Origin of the sequence: Piscibacillus salipiscarius (assembly GCF_042685285.1) — a bacterium.
Classification (GTDB): domain Bacteria; phylum Bacillota; class Bacilli; order Bacillales; family Alkalibacillaceae; genus Piscibacillus; species Piscibacillus salipiscarius.
This window is the reverse complement of the sequence record NZ_JBHUMZ010000003.1, coordinates 1-17449: the sequence shown is the minus strand read 5'-3', so window position 1 is coordinate 17449 and position 17449 is coordinate 1. Positions and strand designations below refer to the sequence as shown.

General features: G+C 34.7%; 15 protein-coding genes. 7 read left to right on the top strand and 8 right to left on the bottom strand.

Annotation, left to right across the window (positions count from 1 at the left end):
• Positions 1-33: 33 nt before the first annotated feature.
• Both ACFSW4_RS00160 and ACFSW4_RS00155 read right to left on the bottom strand, forming a co-directional pair.
• Positions 34-1203 carry a D-alanyl-D-alanine carboxypeptidase family protein gene (locus ACFSW4_RS00160; RefSeq protein WP_377326669.1) on the bottom strand — a complete coding sequence of 390 codons (1170 nt, stop codon included), beginning with the start codon at positions 1201-1203 and terminating at the stop codon, positions 34-36.
• Between the two features lie 137 nt (positions 1204-1340).
• Positions 1341-1547, bottom strand: coding sequence for a CDGSH iron-sulfur domain-containing protein (locus ACFSW4_RS00155; protein ID WP_377326667.1), 207 nt, complete (start codon positions 1545-1547; stop codon positions 1341-1343).
• 168 nt (positions 1548-1715) lie between these two features.
• Here ACFSW4_RS00155 and ACFSW4_RS00150 point away from each other — a divergent pair, with 168 nt between their 5' ends.
• The 4 genes from ACFSW4_RS00150 to ACFSW4_RS00135 all read left to right on the top strand — a co-directional run bounded on the left by ACFSW4_RS00150 (position 1716) and on the right by ACFSW4_RS00135 (position 5237).
• Positions 1716-2756, top strand: coding sequence for a potassium channel family protein (locus tag ACFSW4_RS00150; protein WP_377326665.1), 1041 nt, complete (start codon positions 1716-1718; stop codon positions 2754-2756).
• Between the two features lie 106 nt (positions 2757-2862).
• Positions 2863-3240 carry a carboxymuconolactone decarboxylase family protein gene (locus ACFSW4_RS00145; protein ID WP_377326663.1) on the top strand — a complete coding sequence of 126 codons (378 nt, stop codon included), beginning with the start codon at positions 2863-2865 and terminating at the stop codon, positions 3238-3240.
• A 59-nt stretch (positions 3241-3299) separates the two neighbouring features.
• Entirely contained in the window at positions 3300-4205 is a 906-nt protein-coding gene (locus ACFSW4_RS00140; protein WP_377326661.1) for a superoxide dismutase, read from the top strand.
• Between the two features lie 96 nt (positions 4206-4301).
• Positions 4302-5237 carry a glycerophosphodiester phosphodiesterase gene (locus ACFSW4_RS00135; protein ID WP_279401870.1) on the top strand — a complete coding sequence of 312 codons (936 nt, stop codon included), beginning with the start codon at positions 4302-4304 and terminating at the stop codon, positions 5235-5237.
• 108 nt (positions 5238-5345) lie between these two features.
• Here the strand turns inward: ACFSW4_RS00135 and ACFSW4_RS00130 are convergent, their stop codons facing one another.
• Both ACFSW4_RS00130 and ACFSW4_RS00125 read right to left on the bottom strand, forming a co-directional pair.
• Positions 5346-7385 carry a penicillin-binding transpeptidase domain-containing protein gene (locus tag ACFSW4_RS00130; RefSeq protein WP_377326659.1) on the bottom strand — a complete coding sequence of 680 codons (2040 nt, stop codon included), beginning with the start codon at positions 7383-7385 and terminating at the stop codon, positions 5346-5348.
• Positions 7386-7419: 34 nt separating this feature from the next.
• Positions 7420-7746 (bottom strand): SCP2 sterol-binding domain-containing protein, encoded by a 327-nt coding sequence (locus tag ACFSW4_RS00125; protein WP_054754613.1) that lies wholly within the window; start codon positions 7744-7746, stop codon positions 7420-7422.
• Between the two features lie 105 nt (positions 7747-7851).
• Between ACFSW4_RS00125 and ACFSW4_RS00120 the strand changes: the two genes are divergently transcribed.
• Together ACFSW4_RS00120 and msrA are read left to right on the top strand one after the other, a co-directional pair.
• Positions 7852-7998 (top strand): lmo0937 family membrane protein, encoded by a 147-nt coding sequence (locus ACFSW4_RS00120; protein WP_279401871.1) that lies wholly within the window; start codon positions 7852-7854, stop codon positions 7996-7998.
• Positions 7999-8089: 91 nt separating this feature from the next.
• Positions 8090-8617 carry a peptide-methionine (S)-S-oxide reductase MsrA gene (gene msrA / locus ACFSW4_RS00115; protein WP_377326657.1) on the top strand — a complete coding sequence of 176 codons (528 nt, stop codon included), beginning with the start codon at positions 8090-8092 and terminating at the stop codon, positions 8615-8617.
• 208 nt (positions 8618-8825) lie between these two features.
• Here msrA and ACFSW4_RS00110 read toward each other — a convergent pair whose 3' ends face one another.
• The 4 genes from ACFSW4_RS00110 to ACFSW4_RS00095 form a co-directional block, all read right to left on the bottom strand.
• The gene (locus ACFSW4_RS00110; protein WP_377326655.1) at positions 8826-10805 is read right to left on the bottom strand and encodes a S9 family peptidase; all 1980 of its coding nucleotides are present in this window, start codon (positions 10803-10805) and stop codon (positions 8826-8828) included.
• 72 nt (positions 10806-10877) lie between these two features.
• On the bottom strand, positions 10878-14426 hold the full coding sequence (locus tag ACFSW4_RS00105) for a dynamin family protein (RefSeq protein ID WP_377326653.1): 3549 nt from the start codon (positions 14424-14426) through the stop codon (positions 10878-10880).
• The gene (locus ACFSW4_RS00100) at positions 14426-15493 is read right to left on the bottom strand and encodes a GGDEF domain-containing protein (protein ID WP_377326651.1); all 1068 of its coding nucleotides are present in this window, start codon (positions 15491-15493) and stop codon (positions 14426-14428) included. The genes ACFSW4_RS00105 and ACFSW4_RS00100 overlap by 1 nt, the downstream gene beginning before the upstream one ends.
• Positions 15494-15632: 139 nt before the next feature.
• Positions 15633-15869, bottom strand: coding sequence for an indolepyruvate ferredoxin oxidoreductase subunit alpha (locus tag ACFSW4_RS00095; RefSeq protein WP_054754620.1), 237 nt, complete (start codon positions 15867-15869; stop codon positions 15633-15635).
• A gap of 161 nt (positions 15870-16030) precedes the next feature.
• Here ACFSW4_RS00095 and ACFSW4_RS00090 point away from each other — a divergent pair, with 161 nt between their 5' ends.
• Positions 16031-17218, top strand: coding sequence for a M14 family zinc carboxypeptidase (locus ACFSW4_RS00090; protein ID WP_377326649.1), 1188 nt, complete (start codon positions 16031-16033; stop codon positions 17216-17218).
• Positions 17219-17449 lie beyond the last annotated feature (231 nt).

Below are 17449 nucleotides of genomic sequence, written 5' to 3'. Positions count from 1 at the left end.
ATGAAAAAAATGGAACCTTATTAAAAGGTCCCATTAATAGAACATACGGTTTTTTCGGCGTTTACGGACTATCTTGACAATTAGTAACCCAGCTATAATGACAATGGTACTTGAAACAATTCCCCATGAACTAAATTGATTCAATTCTGTCTTAGTGTGATCAATAGCTTCTGGAGTATTGTTATTTGTAGAAGCTGGCAATACCTCTTGAAGATCATACGCATCTATGGTCATGCCTTGATCATTTTTTATAATGAGTTGACCTTGCTGATTAACTTCGTGTGTCCATACTAAATTTCGATCAGCTGTAAAAACAAAATCATCTTCAAAAATATATTCTCGGTTCCCAATCTGATAATTTTGAGATGTAGCTTCTACAGTGAAAGTTTTAAAATTTTCAAAACCATAATCGAGCAGTTCATTAGTATCTTGATAGGCTGCATCAGCGGTCGTTGAATTTAATGTGACAACAATTAAATCAAGATGCTCTTGGCTTGCGGAGGAGACCAAAGTAAATCCAGATTGACTCACAAAACCATTTTTAACACCTGTTACATCATCACGCTGTCGAACTAATCTATGGTGGTTATAAAGGGTGGTATCCCATCCTTCACCGTCCCACTCCATTTGTTTGGTTCCGACAATTTCTCTGAACGTTTCATTTTGCATCGCATATTGAGTAATCTTAGCCATATCACTAGCAGTCGTCACATGTTTGGGATCATAAAGACCATGTGGGTTTTCAAAATTTGAATTAGTGACACCTATTTCTTCCTTAACAAAACGGTTCATTCGATCGGAAAAATCTTCAACACTTCCATCCATATGCTCTGCAATAGCGACACCTGCATCGTTACCCGAATTAAGAAGTAGCCCCTTTACTAGCTTTTCCATTTTTACTTGTTCACCGGGCTCTAAATAAACTCTAGTACCGATAACATTCCTGGCATTTTCACTAACCGTAACTGTATCACCTAGGTTACCTTGCTCTATTGCAATAATAGCCGTTACAATCTTGGTAATGCTAGCAGGGTACATTGACTTTTCAGCAGATTGGCTATATAAAACTTCCCCAGAATTTGCATCTACTAATATAGCAGCTTCGCTGTTTATATTAATATTTTTATGTTCCTCTCCAAATATCTGAAAAGGTGTTAAGAGTATGATGATTAGTATGGGAATAAGTACTCTAGTTAGAAACATGAAATTACCCCTCAGCTATTTTATAAGGTTCAGTATAATCTAATATATGTACAAGGTGCAATAAATCATGAAAGTTGTAACAAAATTTTAAACAGGGTAATTTAACCAAATAAAAAGAGCCCTTTCCGAATGGGCTCTTAGTCATTTGTTCTTGTGACGGATTCAAATCCAATTTCCTTGTGTGACCCATCGCAAAAAGGCTTGTTTTTGGAAGCCCCACAACGGCATAATGAAAAAGTGGGCTTTGTCTCGTACTTATTTCCTTCTGCATCTAATAATTCAACATCACCTTTAACTAGGATTGAACCATTATCACGCACTTGAATAATTGGTCGATCGCTCATATTTAACTCCCCCTCTATTCTTTTTTTATGTTTATCTTACCATGATGTGAGATGGAATTCTAGAAGCGATTATAAGTTCAAGCTAATCAGGTTTTGTTCTATATGAGGTGTTCACTATGCTAGGTTAGATGTATAATTGTTCTATAAATACCATAAAGGATGTTGTAGATGTTTTTCGCACTTATAAAGAAACGTATCCAAAAGATTGATAATAAACTTTTATATGTCATACTGTTAATTGCTTTTATCTTTGTATCTTCCTATATTATTCACTATTTAGAACCAGAAACATTTACATCTTATTTCACCGCATTGTGGTGGATTATGACGACGGTCACAACGGTTGGTTATGGGGATTTATCTCCAGTCACATTGGCTGGTCAATTATATGCCATGACAGTTGTGTACATAGTTGGAATTGGATTAATGGGTGTTGTGATTGGATACATTGTTGATGGGATACAGGAGTATCGTCGTAAAAAGGAGGAAGGTAAGTTGGATTATAAAGAAAAAGGTCATTATATTATTATTAATTATACAAAACGATCAAAAGAAACCATTAATGAATTATTAAATATGCAAGAAAAACGTGATGTTGTATTGATTGATGAAAGCTTAGAGAAAACCCCGTTTAGACATGATAGAGTTCATTTTATTTCGGGTAATCCGGCGTATGTCAATACATTACACCAAGCCAACATTAAAGAAAGTCATGCTGTTTTGATTTTTGCATCAGATGATGTGAAAAATTATTCATTAGCTGACGGACAGACGCTATTAATTACAACAACTATTGAGGGTCTTGGGAATCATGAAGAATTTGAAGTTTATACTATTGCTGAAATCTTGTACGATCATCATATTTCAGCATTTAAACATTCAAAAGTAGATGAATTTATTACTCCTAATCAAACGAGTGCTCACCTCATTGCTAAAAGTGCCACGTTTAAAGGTGCTAGTGAGATGTTTAGGCAACTAACGTCAACTAATTACGGTCATGACCTATATACAATTAAAAAGGATCCTAAATGGAAAACCTATCGTGATGCATACAACGCTTTATTAGATTACGGAGCCACGTTATTAGCTGAAGGTGAACGGTTAGGAATTGCTAAAAAAGCAGATGAAAGAATTCCTGACAATACTGAACTAATGATTATATGCGATCAGGAAACCTATGAGGAAATTTCTAATAATATACCAGGATAAAGACAAGGGTTCACTCTTGTCTTTTTTCATTTTATTTCCTTGTATAGTCTCGCCTTTATTTTAAAACCTATTATTGTAGTCAAAAATATGAAACGGAGTGAAGTCAATGATGCAAGAACATAGTGAGACACCTAACAATTTCTTTGATCAATCCATTTTAGATTACAAAGAAGGGTTAAATCATTTAAAGGATCAATTACCTAGGATGACTCAAGGTTATTTTGATTTTACTGAATCTTGTTTTGAAGCTGGTGCAATAGATGAAAAGACGAAGCAGTTAATAGCATTAGCCATCAGCATTTATGCTCAGGATGAGTACTGCATTATTTATCATACAAAAGGTGCAACTGAACACAATGCGTCCGAAAAGGAAATAATGGAAACGGTTGCTGTTAGTGCTGCTTTAGGTGGTGGTGCTGCAATGGCTCAAGGCGTGACATTAACTATGGATTCTTATCACCACTATTCAAATACTGAGCATTAATCCCACTTTCCTGTGACATTCATACAATAATGATGACGAATGTTACAGGAGGTTTTTTTATGGCAACTTCTTTAGGTACTTTTCTTAATGAGATGCATTGGTGGCTGATGAATTATAAAGAACAGTTGCATCGTTCAGTTAATTCTGTAAATAACCGAACTGATGTTACTGAAATTGAAAGTAAGCTCAATCTACTAATTAAACGTGTATCCTTCTATTTAGGTCATCAAGATGAATTCACATCTGATAAGGCGCTTGAAATTAAGCAGGATGCTGAAACTTTAGCTCATGAATGGAACCAAATACAGAAATATGACAAGCGTCAATCAAAAAATGAAGCAATTGGAATCGGTCAACATCAACTTCCTCCACTCCCCTATTCATACGATGCACTCGAACCATTTATTGATGAAAAAATCATGAGGCTTCATCACGACAAACACCATTTAAGCTATGTAAATGGACTCAATACGGCAGAACGTGAGTTAGAAAGAGCTCGTAAGACTAATAACTTTGATTTAATAAAACACTGGGAAAGAGAGCTAGCATTTAATGGAGCTGGACATTATTTGCATACTATCTTTTGGAATATTATGAGCCCAGATGGTGGTGGGAAGCCCAAGAGCAATTTACTTAAAGCGATTAATCAATCATTCGGAAATTATGAACAGTTTAAAAAGCAGTTTTCTGAAGCTGCCAAAAGTGTCGAAGGTGTCGGGTGGTCTATTCTCGTTTATTCTCCTAGATCTCATAGATTAGAGATTCTGCAAGCAGAAAAACATCAAAATTTAAGTCAATGGGATGCCATCCCGCTATTAGTATTAGACGTATGGGAACACGCTTATTATTTGCAGTATGAGAATAATCGAGCAAAATATGTTGATGAGTGGTGGAACATCGTAAACTGGGATGAAGTTACAAAACGTTATCAAGCAGCTAAAAAACTTAAATGGGAAGCTTATTAGTTAACATAACAAAATTATGGTTAATTATTTTGTTTTACTCCCTCTTTATCTTTCATTTGATATAATAATAGATAGAAAAACTAGGGGGATTATATTTTGTTTAAAAGAGAGAGATCAAAGCTGACAAAAGATCAATTAATTAAACGAGCTTCTATGACACTAGGTATACTTGGTGGTTTATATGTTATTTTAAACCTAATACCTCTTCATACCATTGACGTTAAACCGTTTTATAAACAAGACAAACCTCTTGTTATAGCCCACCAAGGCGGCGAACACTTAGCACCATCAAGCACGATGCCTGCTTTTAAGAAAGCAAATAAATTTGGTGCGGATGTGCTTGAGACTGACATTCATATTTCAAAAGATGGTTATTTAATTGCGATTCACGATCCAACAGTTGACCGAACTACTAATGGAACAGGATATGTGAAAGACCTTCAATTAAATGAACTTAAAAAGTTAGATGCAGGCTATTATTGGAGTGATCAAGATGGCAATTTTCCTTACAGAGGTCAGGGTGTATCATTAATAACTGTTGAAGAATTATTTAATGCCTTTCCGAATCAGCGATTTTTAATAGAAATTAAAGATACAAATCCTTATAATCGTATAGAAGAAATTTCAAAAAGGCTCAATCACTTAATTACAGAAAATGGCTTAGAGGATCAAGTGACGATAGCTTCTTTTGACCACGATATCGTTGAAACATTTCAAGACGTTGCAGATGATGATATAGCATTATCTGCTGGAGAACAAGAAGTTAGAGAATTTGTCTTGACTCATAAATTCTTTGCAAAAAACCTATACTTCCCTTCTGTTGATTCTATGCAATTACCTGTGCAAGCAAGCGGTTATGATCTAACGACACCCGATATTTTAGAAAGCGCGGAGTCAATGGGTTTACAGATTCACTACTGGACAATTAATGAACCAGAAGTGATGAAAACATTAATAAAGCGCGGTGCAGATGGGATTGTAACAGACAGACCTGATTTATTAATTAAAGTGTTAAAAGAATTAGGATATTAATTCATTGAACTACTCCTACCTAAACTCAAATGCTACTTAAGGAAGGAGTCTTCTACCACCAAAAGATAAAAACAGCGCTGTTCACATACAGCGCTGTTTTTAATATGGTTATCTTTTTTTATAAAATTGTTTAGCTAAATCGACTACATAACCACTACCGCCATGGTTATGAACACCTTCAACCATAATGGCTAATACCATTTCAGGGTTTGATTGATCATAAGATACGAAGAATCCGTTCTCGGCCCCTTCTTCATCTCGGCTTGTTTTTAATTCAGCTGTCCCCGTCTTACCAGCGATTTTATTGCCTGAAATGTTTATGCTCTTTGCTGTACCTTCTGTAACGACTTTTCTTAAAAGGTTTTGTAATAATTTAGCATTCTCTTGACTGACCATTTGATCTATCCATGCTTCTTGTTCTTCATTAGCTCTAAGTAATGGCTTCATCACAGTTCCATCATTGACAATTCCGCCATATAAAGAAGCTAGATGCACAATATTCATAAGTACTTCGCCTTGGCCATATGCGCTGTCAGCTAATAGAACCTCACGATTTAGGTCACCACTATTTGAAATTTGTGAATCTGCTACAGGATATTCAAATGGAAACTCTTGACCAAAGCCAAGTCGAGTTAGACCTTCTGTGAACGTCTCTGCACCCATCTCAGTTGCCATCATCGCAAAATAAATGTTATCAGAATGAACCATGGCTGTTTCTAAATCAACTTTTTCATATTGTTCATAAACACGTGTAACAGAATAGTTCCCCCAAGAGTCATCTTTACGCCAACTCTTCCCGGTAATCGTTTTTGTTTCATTTGGGTTAAGTTTTCCATGTTCTAACCCAACAGCTGCACTTATTGGCTTCATAACTGAACCCGGAGAAAATGATGCAGCAAAACGATTTAACGTTGGATTCAACTTATTATTAGATAAAGCTTCATAATCGGATTGTTTAAAACCAAGGACATAGTCATTTGGGTCAAACGCTGGGAAACTGACAAGACTTGTCACTTCACCCGTTTTAGGGTTAATCGTCGCGGCGGTACCTGCTTCATCTTTTAAAGTATTATAAAGTTGTTTCTGGAGTTTAACATCAATTGTCAGCTTGACCGTTTCACCGTTTACCGGATCTTTTTTAGCGATAGTTTGTGTTGATGAATTCGGTTTAAGGATCTTTAATTCTACCCCGTCTTTCCCCCTAAGTTTCTCTTCATACAGTTGTTCTAAACCACGTTTTCCGATCACATCTTGAGCTGTGTAACCTTGGTCTTTAAACTCTTCTAATTCTTCAGCTGTAATAGAACCGATATATCCTGTTAAATGAGATACTGCTTTACCATAATTATAAACACGATCCATAGTGTAATCAGAACCTACTCCGTCTATGGCAATAGCACGAGTCATTAAATCTTCATCATCAAGGCTCAGTTTCTTAATCGGAACCAACAAGTGAGGCTGCACCCAACTTTGATTGAGTTTCTCTTCGATGGATTCTTTTGATATATCTAAAATTTGGGCTAGTTTAGGTATATTAGAATCGTTAAAATTCTCAGGTACAATTCCAATTTCATAGACCTCACCTTGAGTTGCTAAAAAATTTCCGTTACGGTCGACAATGTCACCTCTTTTAGCTGGTGTAGTCGATAGGCGTACCTCATCCCCTTTTTCAAGGTTAGGAAGTATGAAAGAAGGGTCCCATTCAACATGCCAAGGGCTTTCTGGATCAAGTTTTTGATTACTTTCACCTGCATATTCTTCAGATACCACTTTTTCAACATGAAGGTCTTTCTGGTAATCAATCGTTCCCGCTATTGTTTCGAAGGAAATTTTTATAGGTATGTCAAAGCTTTGTAAAGATTTTAGATCTTCTTGAGCTAGTTCTTGTTGTTCTATAATTTCTAAAGAAAGGTTTTTAACCTCTAGTGTCTCATATAAATGTTGGTAACGTTCAACATAGTCTTCCTCACTAAACTCAGCAGTTGTACGTTGTAATAGTAACTCATCGTACATCTTTTGAAAGTTATTTTCTTGCCATAAATTTAGATAATCACTGGCTGCATCATACGGATTGGTGTATTCTGGTTCTTTCTCAGAACAGGCTGATATAACTAATAAAAGCCCCAGTAAAAATATGAATTTTTTCAAACCTTCACACCCCTTTTATGTATTACTCATTTATTCACTGATAGTTCGTTAAAATCTTCTGTAGTTTTAAAGCTTTAGATAAATCCCCTTCAGCTTTGATTTTCCCCATCATGAAGGCAGTCGTCGCATTCAAGTTTCCTTCTAACAATTTGTTAAAATGATTTGAGTCCATTTTCAATATACATGTAGGTGACTCCAGCTTGTGATTAAACAACTCTACATGATTCCCATTAAAATCTACACTCCATATTTCTTCTAAATCAGTAATCTTAAATACAAATGATGATGTCATGCCATCGTAATACTTTGGCTCATCATTCATTTTGTTTTTCAATTGAGTTAATTTAGCTTCTAAAGACACGCACTCTCCCCCTTTTTCTTTAATTATACCAAAATTTGAAGGTTTAGTTTACTAAATATGTCTTTGGGGAATAATTAAAATTAAGAATACTTAAGGAGTGAGGACATGCTCTGGACTATTATTTGGATTATTTTAGGGATTTGGTTAATTGGCTTATTATTAGATTTCGCTGGAGGATTAATTCATATTCTCCTCATTATTGCTGGAATCATTTTTATTTATCAATTAGTAACTGGCAAACGAAAATTGTGAAGAGCTTTGGAGTGTTTAGCACTCTAAAGCTCTTTTACTTTTTCATTCAATATCAGATTGATATAATGTATGTCATAGAGAGGTGAAACTAATGAGTAATCACGTTGAAAAAGCGACGTTTGCAGGTGGTTGTTTTTGGTGCATGGTTAAACCATTTGATCAGTGGGATGGTGTTATTTCAGTTGTATCCGGCTATACAGGTGGTAATGTTAAAAACCCAAGTTATGAACAAGTTAAACTTGGAGATACTGGCCATTATGAAGCGGTTCAAATTACATATAACCCAGATAAAATTGATTATCAAACAATATTAGATCTGTATTGGCCACAAATTGATCCAACTGACGCTGGCGGACAGTTTCATGACCGCGGTTCTCAGTATCGTACTGCAATATTTTACCACTCACCTGAACAAAAACGCTTAGCTGAACAGTCTAAACAAGAGTTAGAACAAAGCGGTAAATTCTCTAAACCAATTGTCACTGAGATACTTGAAGCTAGTATTTTTTACCCTGCTGAGGGTGAACATCAAGATTTTTATAAAAAGAATCCTGAAGAATATCAGGAAGACCGTAAAAAATCAGGACGAGATCAATTTATAGAACAATATTGGAAATAAGAAAATGCCAATCTTCCCTTGCGAATTCATCGCGTGAGAAGTTGGCATTTTTAAATTTAAAAGCAAGGAACAGGACGTTCTAGTGCCGACGTGTTCGCAAATGCTTCTTGCATTACTTCTGCTTAAGTTTTGCGCTGAGCAATCGCAGGAGGATGATGTGGCCCGTTTAGTCGGCTCACTGAGTGGTTAAACGGGCGCCCCGCGTCCTTTATTTTAAGTAATAATCAAACCAACCTGCAATATGCTCTAAACGTTCAATTCTGAGGTTCGGTTTACCTGTACGAGATAAATTATGATCTGAATCCGGGAAGCGAACAAATTCAGTTTCGTTTCCTTGATGCTTAAGAGCTATAAATAATTGTTCAGCTTGCTCCATTGGACAACGGAAATCTAGTTCATTATGGATGATTTTAAGAGGTGTTCTCACCTTTTCTACATAAGCAATTGGCGAATGCTTCCAAAGCTTTTCGACTTCCCCTAAATCAGCTTTAATTTGCCACTCATTAAAGTAATACCCTATATCACTTACACCTCTGAAGCTAATCCAGTTTGAAATACTTCTTTGAGTCACCGCCGCTTTAAAGCGATCAGTGTGTCCAACAATCCAGTTCGTCATAAATCCACCATAGCTTCCGCCAGTAACCCCTAAACGGCTCTCATCAATCCAATTATATTTAGATAAAATATAGTCTACTCCATTCATAATGTCTTGGTAATCCCCGTTACCATAGTCTCCGCGAACCGCATCCACAAATTCTTGACTGTAACTATGACTTCCTCTAGGGTTCACGTACAGAACAGCATAACCTTTAGCCGCTAAGTACTGCATTTCATGGAAGAACGTATTTGCGTAAAAAGCATGTGGTCCTCCGTGAATATTAACGACCATCGGATAGGATTTATCCTCTTTAAACTGTGATGGTTTCATAAACCAACCATGAACAGTCCAGTCATCCTTACTCGTATAAGAAATAGCTTCAGGTTCGACAACTTCTACTTCGTCTAGGAAGTCTTGATTAATAGACGTTAATTTTTTTAATTCTCCTGAAGTTATATCTAGTTCATACAATTCACTAGGATTTATTGGAGTGCTTATCGTGAGTAAGGCTTTCTGTTCGTCTTTATATAAGTCAAATCCAAATACGTGTAAATTATCTTTTAGTGCTGGATAGAGCTCACCATCAATGTTTCCATAATAGAGATTTACATTACCTTGATCTGATACAGGAAAGTAGAAATCACGATCCGATGCCCATTCAACACCATGTAAATAAGTTTGTTGCTGAGTATCTGCCACAACAAAATCACCAATTGGCGCATCTAGTTCAGTTGTTAATGGTGTGACGACTCCAGAGTCTAGTTCATAATGATAGATTTCAGTGTGTGTAGCATTATAATATTTACGGCCCATATGTATAAATAAAAGTTGTTGACCGTTTGGAGAGACGGTAAAGCTTGAGACATAGCCATCTTCTGTTGGAATTTCCTGATCTTCGTTTCGATCTAAATGATGAATATAAACGTTATGATTGAAGTTAAAATCTTGGTTCACATCTTCATCAGTTGAATATACAAATGTTGAGTTGTTAATCCAGGATTGAAAAATAAAATTTTGTTTTCCTTTTTTAACAGTTTTGACATCCTCTGAAGACAAATCTAGTAATTTTAGTTGTTGGTACTTCTCTTTGAGCAAACCTGCCCCATCAGCTTTATACTTCATACGATGAATCACTTTAGGCTTAGGGAGCTCTTGTTCGTCTTTATCCTTATCATCTGAACTGTCATCTCCTTCTAAGCTATAACCTGTCTGATAGATAATTCGCTTAGAATCTGGGGAGAACTCAGCACTTGTTACGCCTTCTTTTTCATCTGTAACTTTTTTAGCTTCTCCACCTTTTGTGGAAAGAATGTAGACTTGATTCTTATCGTCACGATTGGATAGAAATAGAATATTTTGTCCATCATTTGACCATCTAGGGTGTGACACGCTTTGTTTGCCATATGTCCACTGAGTAGCGTCATTGGTTTTTAAATCTAAATGATATAAATTTGATACATATTTATTCTCATCTTGATCTAATGTTGTTTTGACAAATACAGCTTCTTTTTTTGTAGGTGAGACTCTCGGGTCTGCAACTGAATCAATTCGGAATAAATCTTCTGCTTTTAATACTCTTTTAGTTGTCATCAAATCCCCCTCATTGTTTAATGCAATTAAACAAATTATAGCGAAAGAAACTGTATTTGTCGAATTTTCTTACTATTGAATCTCCTGATAAAGTTGACGGAATGTTTGTAGATAATCTGCATTTTGATAAATTGCTTGCTTTTGACTAATTAATTCTTGTTGCTGTTCTTTATAATTTTGAATTACTTGATCTTTTGATTTCTTAAATTGAGATTCAAAGTGTGATTTTAGCTCAGAATTAAGAGTTTCTACATTGGATTTCACTGCATTATCCAGTTTGGTATTGAGCTGTTCGAATAATTCTTGGACCTCTTGTTGTTCAAAGAACTCTTTTTTATTTTTATAAATAGCAGATAAATCATCAGCGTTTTGTTCTGTTAAAAGCTCTGTCATTTGGAGTAAATTAGGTTCAGAAAAAGATTTTTCTTTAAATAGTAACTTAGTAAGCTCGGTGTTGTTCTCAATATATTGGTTCACTTGTTTTACCCATTCATCTAACGTTAACGACATCTTTCTTTCAAGTATGATTAGTGTAGTATTAAACTCTTTTGACCATTGTTCAGCAAGATAGCTTTGTAATCTCTTTAGTGCAATCTTGATCTGCTGTCTGCCTTGTTTTCCATTTGCATCAATAGTGACTGGATTGATTGAATCTTTCATTAAGTCCGTTAATTGAATCATAAGTCGTTGGTGTAAATAGTGAGTCAATTCATTAATTTCTTGTTCCAAATGGTTAATGTACAATGCATCAGATTCTTCTTCTGTCCATTTTAAGACTTCTTTCAGTTGTTTTTGTAATTCAATTAGCTTTTGTTCTTGTTCTTCCTTATTTGATTCAGCTTCCTTAATGGTTGATGAAAGATATTCGTTTAATCGCTTAAGTTCTAAATCTAACTGATTAGCCATTATTTCTTTAGCATCTTGCTCGATAAATTGATCAAAACGATGGAAAAACGGTTGATCATCTACCTTTTCTTCCCCGTCCATTAATGCTTTACTTGAAAGTGAATAGACAGAAGGTTGATTAATTCCATATTGTTGTAGTTGATCAACTAAATAATTCTCTACAAGTTTCAGTTCTTGTTGGTCTTTAGCTAAATCGGCCGCATTTAAAATAAAGAACATTTTATCTAATGCAAACGTATCCTTAACTCGGCCTAATTGAATTAAAAATTCTCTATCAGCCCTTGAAAATGCATGATTATAATAGTTAACGTAAATAATCGCATCTGAATGCTTCACATAATGTAATGATGTGTTTGTATGCCTTGAGTGAATGGAATCAGCACCTGGAGTATCCACTAATGTGATGCCTTTTCTGGTTAAATCACAATCATAAAAAATGGTCATTTCTTCAATGAAACATGAAATCGATTCAATGGTGACATATTTAGGAAACTCACTAATCGTGATGGCACGCTCTTTTCCTAATTCTGTACGTTTTTGTTGATAACCTTCAAGAAATGCTTGGATAAAAGATGCTTCGGTTTGATGCAAATGTTTCAATAACGTTTTGATGTTTTTTGATAAATACTTTACTAAATCAGATAAAGCATTAAAGGTCTCGCTCGTATATGGCTCAATAATTTTATATAATTGATTTAATAATTGGTCATCAGTTTTATATTGAACTAACACATCACCATGTTCATGTTTCTCAGAAACAGGAGCGATTTTATTAATAGCCGCTGTTGTAGGATTTGGAGAGGCGGGTAAAACTGCTTCACCTAACCAAGCATTTGCAAATGACGATTTCCCAGCACTAAAGGCTCCAAATAAAGCAATGGTCATTTGTGTGTTCTCTAACTGATTAAATTGTTCTGTAATTGATTTATTAAAAGGCTCTAATGGTGATAAGTCTTTTATATAACTAAGTGCAACTTGACTTCTTTTCTTAATAGCTTCAGCATTTAAACGTTCATCCTTATTCACTGCTTTAGTTTCATGCTCAGTTTCTTCTTCAGTTATGTCACGTCTTAATAGCTCATTAATATCGACACTTTGAGTGTAGAAGAATTCCTTCGCAGCGAGTTCGATTTTATCATTAGATGTATCTTCATTAAAAACTTGGTCTTTGAGCTGAGTAACTAATTGCCCTTTTTGTTCTTCTAATGCGTCAAGATCTTGAAAATCTTCTAGTTCTGATTCAATTTGCTTTATATTTTCATTAATTTTTTCAATTTTTCTATCTTGATGTTGTTTCATAATCCCTTCAAGATCTGTTGTGATTGATGCCGCTTCTTGTTTAACTTTCTTAGATAAATCTTTATGAAGCTGATCAGTATAAATTAAAACAGAATTAGCATTGATTTCTGCTGAAGGATTGACTGACTTATTTAAATCTTCTTCAGTAATCTTTAAACTAAAGTTTTGAATGTTTTCTGTTAGTGCTTGGTCTTCTAATTGTTCTTCGCTCATTATGTCCAATAGCAGTCTGCGAATATGCCAAATCATTTCAGTTTTGACTCGCTCTTGAATAGCTTTCAAAAATTCACTTTGTCTTCTCTGTTTTTCTTCTTCTGTTTTTTTCCTAGAAAATATTCTTCCAACTTTAAACTTTGGCTGAAGGGACTCTAAATACAATTTTGCTGATTCACGAGTTTCAAAAGTCATAATATAAGCGTTTTGAAACAAATCGTTCATTTTTTGGTTCAGCTTCGAACGAAACTGATCCTTTTCTTCAATGATTAATTTCTTTTCTTCAAACAAACGTTTGATTGAATTTCGTTTTTCATTTACAGAATCGTATTCATTTTGGTTTAAATCAAGTTTATGATTAGCCCATTCTTCCATTAAGTTTTCTAACTCAAACGATAATTTATCAACGATTAATCGCTCTTGATCTTCAATTAATTGTTGTAAAAATTGTTGAAGGTTTTCGAATTGATTAAGCTCATGTCCCTCATTAATTAAAGACGTATAGAATATGTGTTTTGGCTTAAGTCCCCAAGAACGACAACTCTCCTTTAATGACTGTTTAAATGAGTCGAATTGTAGCTCTTCATCATTGTGCTTATCGACCTGATTAACGACCATTACGTATGGTACTCTGTTATCTTCAAGTTCTCTAAGAAATTTAAAATTCACTTCTGATTGAACGTGATTATAATCCATTACATAAACAAAAAAATCAATTAGATACGTGTTAGATAACGTTCTCTTGAACTCTTCATCATCAGAGGAATCGATACCAGGTGTATCCATTAAGTTAATGTCATTTTTCAACACATTGATAGGTTTTTGGATGGTGATCGATTCAACCGTCTCACCGTTACGTGCAAGTTGTTTAACATGATCTAAATTAATCGTTTCCTCTTTTGCCTGGAGATTGTTAGGAAGATGATAGGTGGTTGATTCCGCATTTCCGTATTGTATTTCGACAATGTTCGCACTAGTTGGAATTGGACTAGATGGGAGAATATCATCTTCTAACAATGCATTAATTAACGTTGATTTTCCTGCAGAAAAATGCCCTGTAAACCCAATCGTTAATTGCCTCTTTTGCCATTTCTTATACAGTTTTAATAACTTTTGATTAATATTTTGATACGGCTCTCTTTCGAATATGTTCCATAAGACATCAAAATTATATGAAGTTTTTATTTTGTCAGTTGTGATCATCATGATTCTCCTATACGTTCATATGATTCCTGAAACATCACTTGGTTTTTCCCATTTGATTTAGCTAAATACATATAGTCATCAGCTCGTTTTAATAATGCATCCTTTTCGTCATCTTCTGCGGAAAAAGCGACTCCATAACTAATGGTAATGTTTTCACCTTTTAATTCCGGAATGAGCTGAATCCCGTGCTGAAATAATTTATTCCATTCATTAATTTGTTGTTCTATAGATCTTTTATGTCGATCAAATAAAATAATCGCAAACTCTTCTCCACCATAGCGAAAAGAGTAGCTCTCCATAGGATCTAACTCATGGATTAAAGTATTTCCAAACGCTGATAATACTTGATCGCCAATAGTATGTCCATATCGGTCATTAATTTGTTTAAAATTATCAATGTCTGCCATAATTAATGTAATTGGTTTTTCACTTTGAGTTAGTTTTGACAACGTGTTTTGGAATGAGCGGTGATTATATAGGCCTGTTACATAATCTTTAATTGATTGGTCGTGAAAAGAAACCTTTTCTTTTAAATGTTTTCGTTCCCTTAATGCTAATATTCCAGCAAATAAGCCAATAATAATAAAGAATGATACATTAAAAAGGTAAGTCCAAATAACATCAGTCGTTATATTACTAGCTTGATAGAATCCAATCATTGTGTAGGCTAAAACAGAAAAAATTAAAGACCATAACAACCCTTTTGTTCTCCAGTAGATTGTGGCATGCATAAGAAATAGATAAATGACAGGGATAAACCAACTATTCATACCACCTGATAATGCGATCAGCCAAAAAATAACAATAAAGTCCATCACAATTCCAAGTTTTAAGACAAATTGTTGCAATCGTTCTCTTTTAGAAGTAAAAAATAAGGCAATTTGAGTAATTAACATATATGAAAATGCTGTGATAAATAAATAGTCAAATGTCTCGAAAGTCAGCTGAAGCTGTTGTCTAATTGGTTCATAGTAAAATAAGCCAGAACAAACGATTAAAAACAGCCATCTTAATAATGAGAAGAATTGCTCCGTTTGTGTATCAGTTAGATATAATCGTTTCATATTGTAGACCCCTTAGAAATTATTTCATTAATAAAACCCGCCTTTTGGCGAGTCACGTTAAATTAGGAACATTTTAAAAACACGTGTTCAAAGAGAAAAAAGGCTGAATAACTATATCCAGCCTTTTTAATACCTTATGTTATTCTTGGAAGAATTTACGGTTAATTTCGATATATTCGCGTTCTTCCTCAGGAAGCTCATCTTCATGATAAATAGCTTCTACTGGACATACCGCTTCACATGCACCACAATCAATGCAAATATCTGGATCTATATAGAACATGTCCTTGCCTTCCTCGATACAATCTACCGGGCAGACTTCAACACATTCTGCAGCTTTTTCATCCTTACAAGGTGATGTAATAATAAATGCCAAAGTAACCACTCCTTTATTTTTCTCTAAAACTATCTTAACACATTGTATATAAGAAACCACGTCTGTGCAATGTATTCTAATAAAATTATAAGCACTTTTTTGTGAATGTGCAAATATACTTATAATAGTGTTCCATCTTAAATACTTAAGGAGGATTTCAAATGGATTTAGTCATTCAACCTGGAATGACCTACTATAGAATATCAAGCATATTCAATGTTCCTCTTCAGCAATTATTGAACGCTAATCCATACACAAACCCAAGTATGCTAAGGATTGGTCAGGTGATCAAAGTTCCTTATTATCAAACCCACAGTTACAAAATCCAAAGTGGAGATACGCTCTGGAGTGTTAGCCAAAATAATCAAATACCTTTAGATCAGATTCTGGCAACAAACCCTATTGACCCTTATCAACTAAGGGTTGGGGATACCATCACTTTACCAGTCAGAATTAACAATGACATTCTTAACTTTGATCAACTTTATACTTCCGAACGTCTAGAAGATGATTTATTTACGTTGGTAAATCAGTACCCATTTATATCGCTTAGAGAAATCGGTCGATCTGTTCAAAATAAACCTATATATGAAGTTTCAATTGGTGAAGGCGACAAACATGTTCATATTAATGGATCTTTCCATGCTAATGAATCCATTACAACATCAGTTATCATGCGTTTTCTACATGATTACTTATTATCTCTTTCATCAGGTGAACCTATTCGCGATGTAAATATGAATGCTTTTTATGATCAAATCACATTATCACTTGTTCCAATGGTCAATCCAGATGGTGTTGATTTAATTAACCAAGGATTACCAGATGATGAAGCGATCCGCGATTTAGTACTATCCATTAATAATCAAAGTACAAATTTTAATAATTGGAAAGCTAATATCAGAGGAGTAGACTTAAATAATCAATATCCTGCTAATTGGGAAATTGAAAGCAATCGAAAACGGCAGCAGCCTTCACCAAGAAATTATCCTGGTCCTTATCCGTTATCAGAACCTGAGGCTAAAACAATGGCTAACTTAGTTGAAGAAAAAGGATTTGATCGCGTTCTTGCCTTACACACTCAAGGTGAGGTCATTTATTGGGGTTATGAGGGTTTAGAACCACGTGAGGCTCAAACAATTGTAAATGAATATGGAAGGGTTAGTGGCTATATCCCTATTCGTTATGTAGATAGTCATGCTGGATTTAAAGACTGGTACATTCAAGAATATAGACGGCCAGGATATACAGTTGAACTTGGACGTGGGACCAACCCTTTACCGTTTAGCCAGTTCGATGAAATATATGAAGAAACACTTGGAATTTTTCTTGTAAATTTATTTTTTTGAAAAAAGAGGCTGGGACAGAATAAAAATAGTTAAATAAAAACCGAATATTGAGTGTTATTTGCCTAGTCAAAATGCGTAGACTCCCTCGGGAAATGTTGTCATACCAGCCAATAGTAAGCTTATAAATTTTTTTAAAAAACTATAGTTAACTTCCATAAAGATTAAATGACATTTCTGTAATTATAAGGAACACAAGCGCACGCTTCGCTACTGTTAATTGTAATTAATTAA

What these genes read in the sequence shown, in the direction of transcription:
- ACFSW4_RS00160 (WP_377326669.1), bottom strand. Translation starts at nt 1,203, where the DNA reads ATGTTTCTAACTAGAGTACTTATTCCCATACTAATCATCATACTCTTA.
- ACFSW4_RS00155 (WP_377326667.1), bottom strand. Translation starts at nt 1,547, where the DNA reads ATGAGCGATCGACCAATTATTCAAGTGCGTGATAATGGTTCAATCCTA.
- ACFSW4_RS00150 (WP_377326665.1), top strand. Translation starts at nt 1,716, where the DNA reads ATGTTTTTCGCACTTATAAAGAAACGTATCCAAAAGATTGATAATAAA.
- ACFSW4_RS00145 (WP_377326663.1), top strand. Translation starts at nt 2,863, where the DNA reads ATGATGCAAGAACATAGTGAGACACCTAACAATTTCTTTGATCAATCC.
- ACFSW4_RS00140 (WP_377326661.1), top strand. Translation starts at nt 3,300, where the DNA reads ATGGCAACTTCTTTAGGTACTTTTCTTAATGAGATGCATTGGTGGCTG.
- ACFSW4_RS00120 (WP_279401871.1), top strand. Translation starts at nt 7,852, where the DNA reads ATGCTCTGGACTATTATTTGGATTATTTTAGGGATTTGGTTAATTGGC.
- msrA (WP_377326657.1), top strand. Translation starts at nt 8,090, where the DNA reads ATGAGTAATCACGTTGAAAAAGCGACGTTTGCAGGTGGTTGTTTTTGG.
- ACFSW4_RS00110 (WP_377326655.1), bottom strand. Translation starts at nt 10,805, where the DNA reads ATGACAACTAAAAGAGTATTAAAAGCAGAAGATTTATTCCGAATTGAT.
- ACFSW4_RS00105 (WP_377326653.1), bottom strand. Translation starts at nt 14,426, where the DNA reads ATGATCACAACTGACAAAATAAAAACTTCATATAATTTTGATGTCTTA.
- ACFSW4_RS00100 (WP_377326651.1), bottom strand. Translation starts at nt 15,493, where the DNA reads ATGAAACGATTATATCTAACTGATACACAAACGGAGCAATTCTTCTCA.
- ACFSW4_RS00090 (WP_377326649.1), top strand. Translation starts at nt 16,031, where the DNA reads ATGGATTTAGTCATTCAACCTGGAATGACCTACTATAGAATATCAAGC.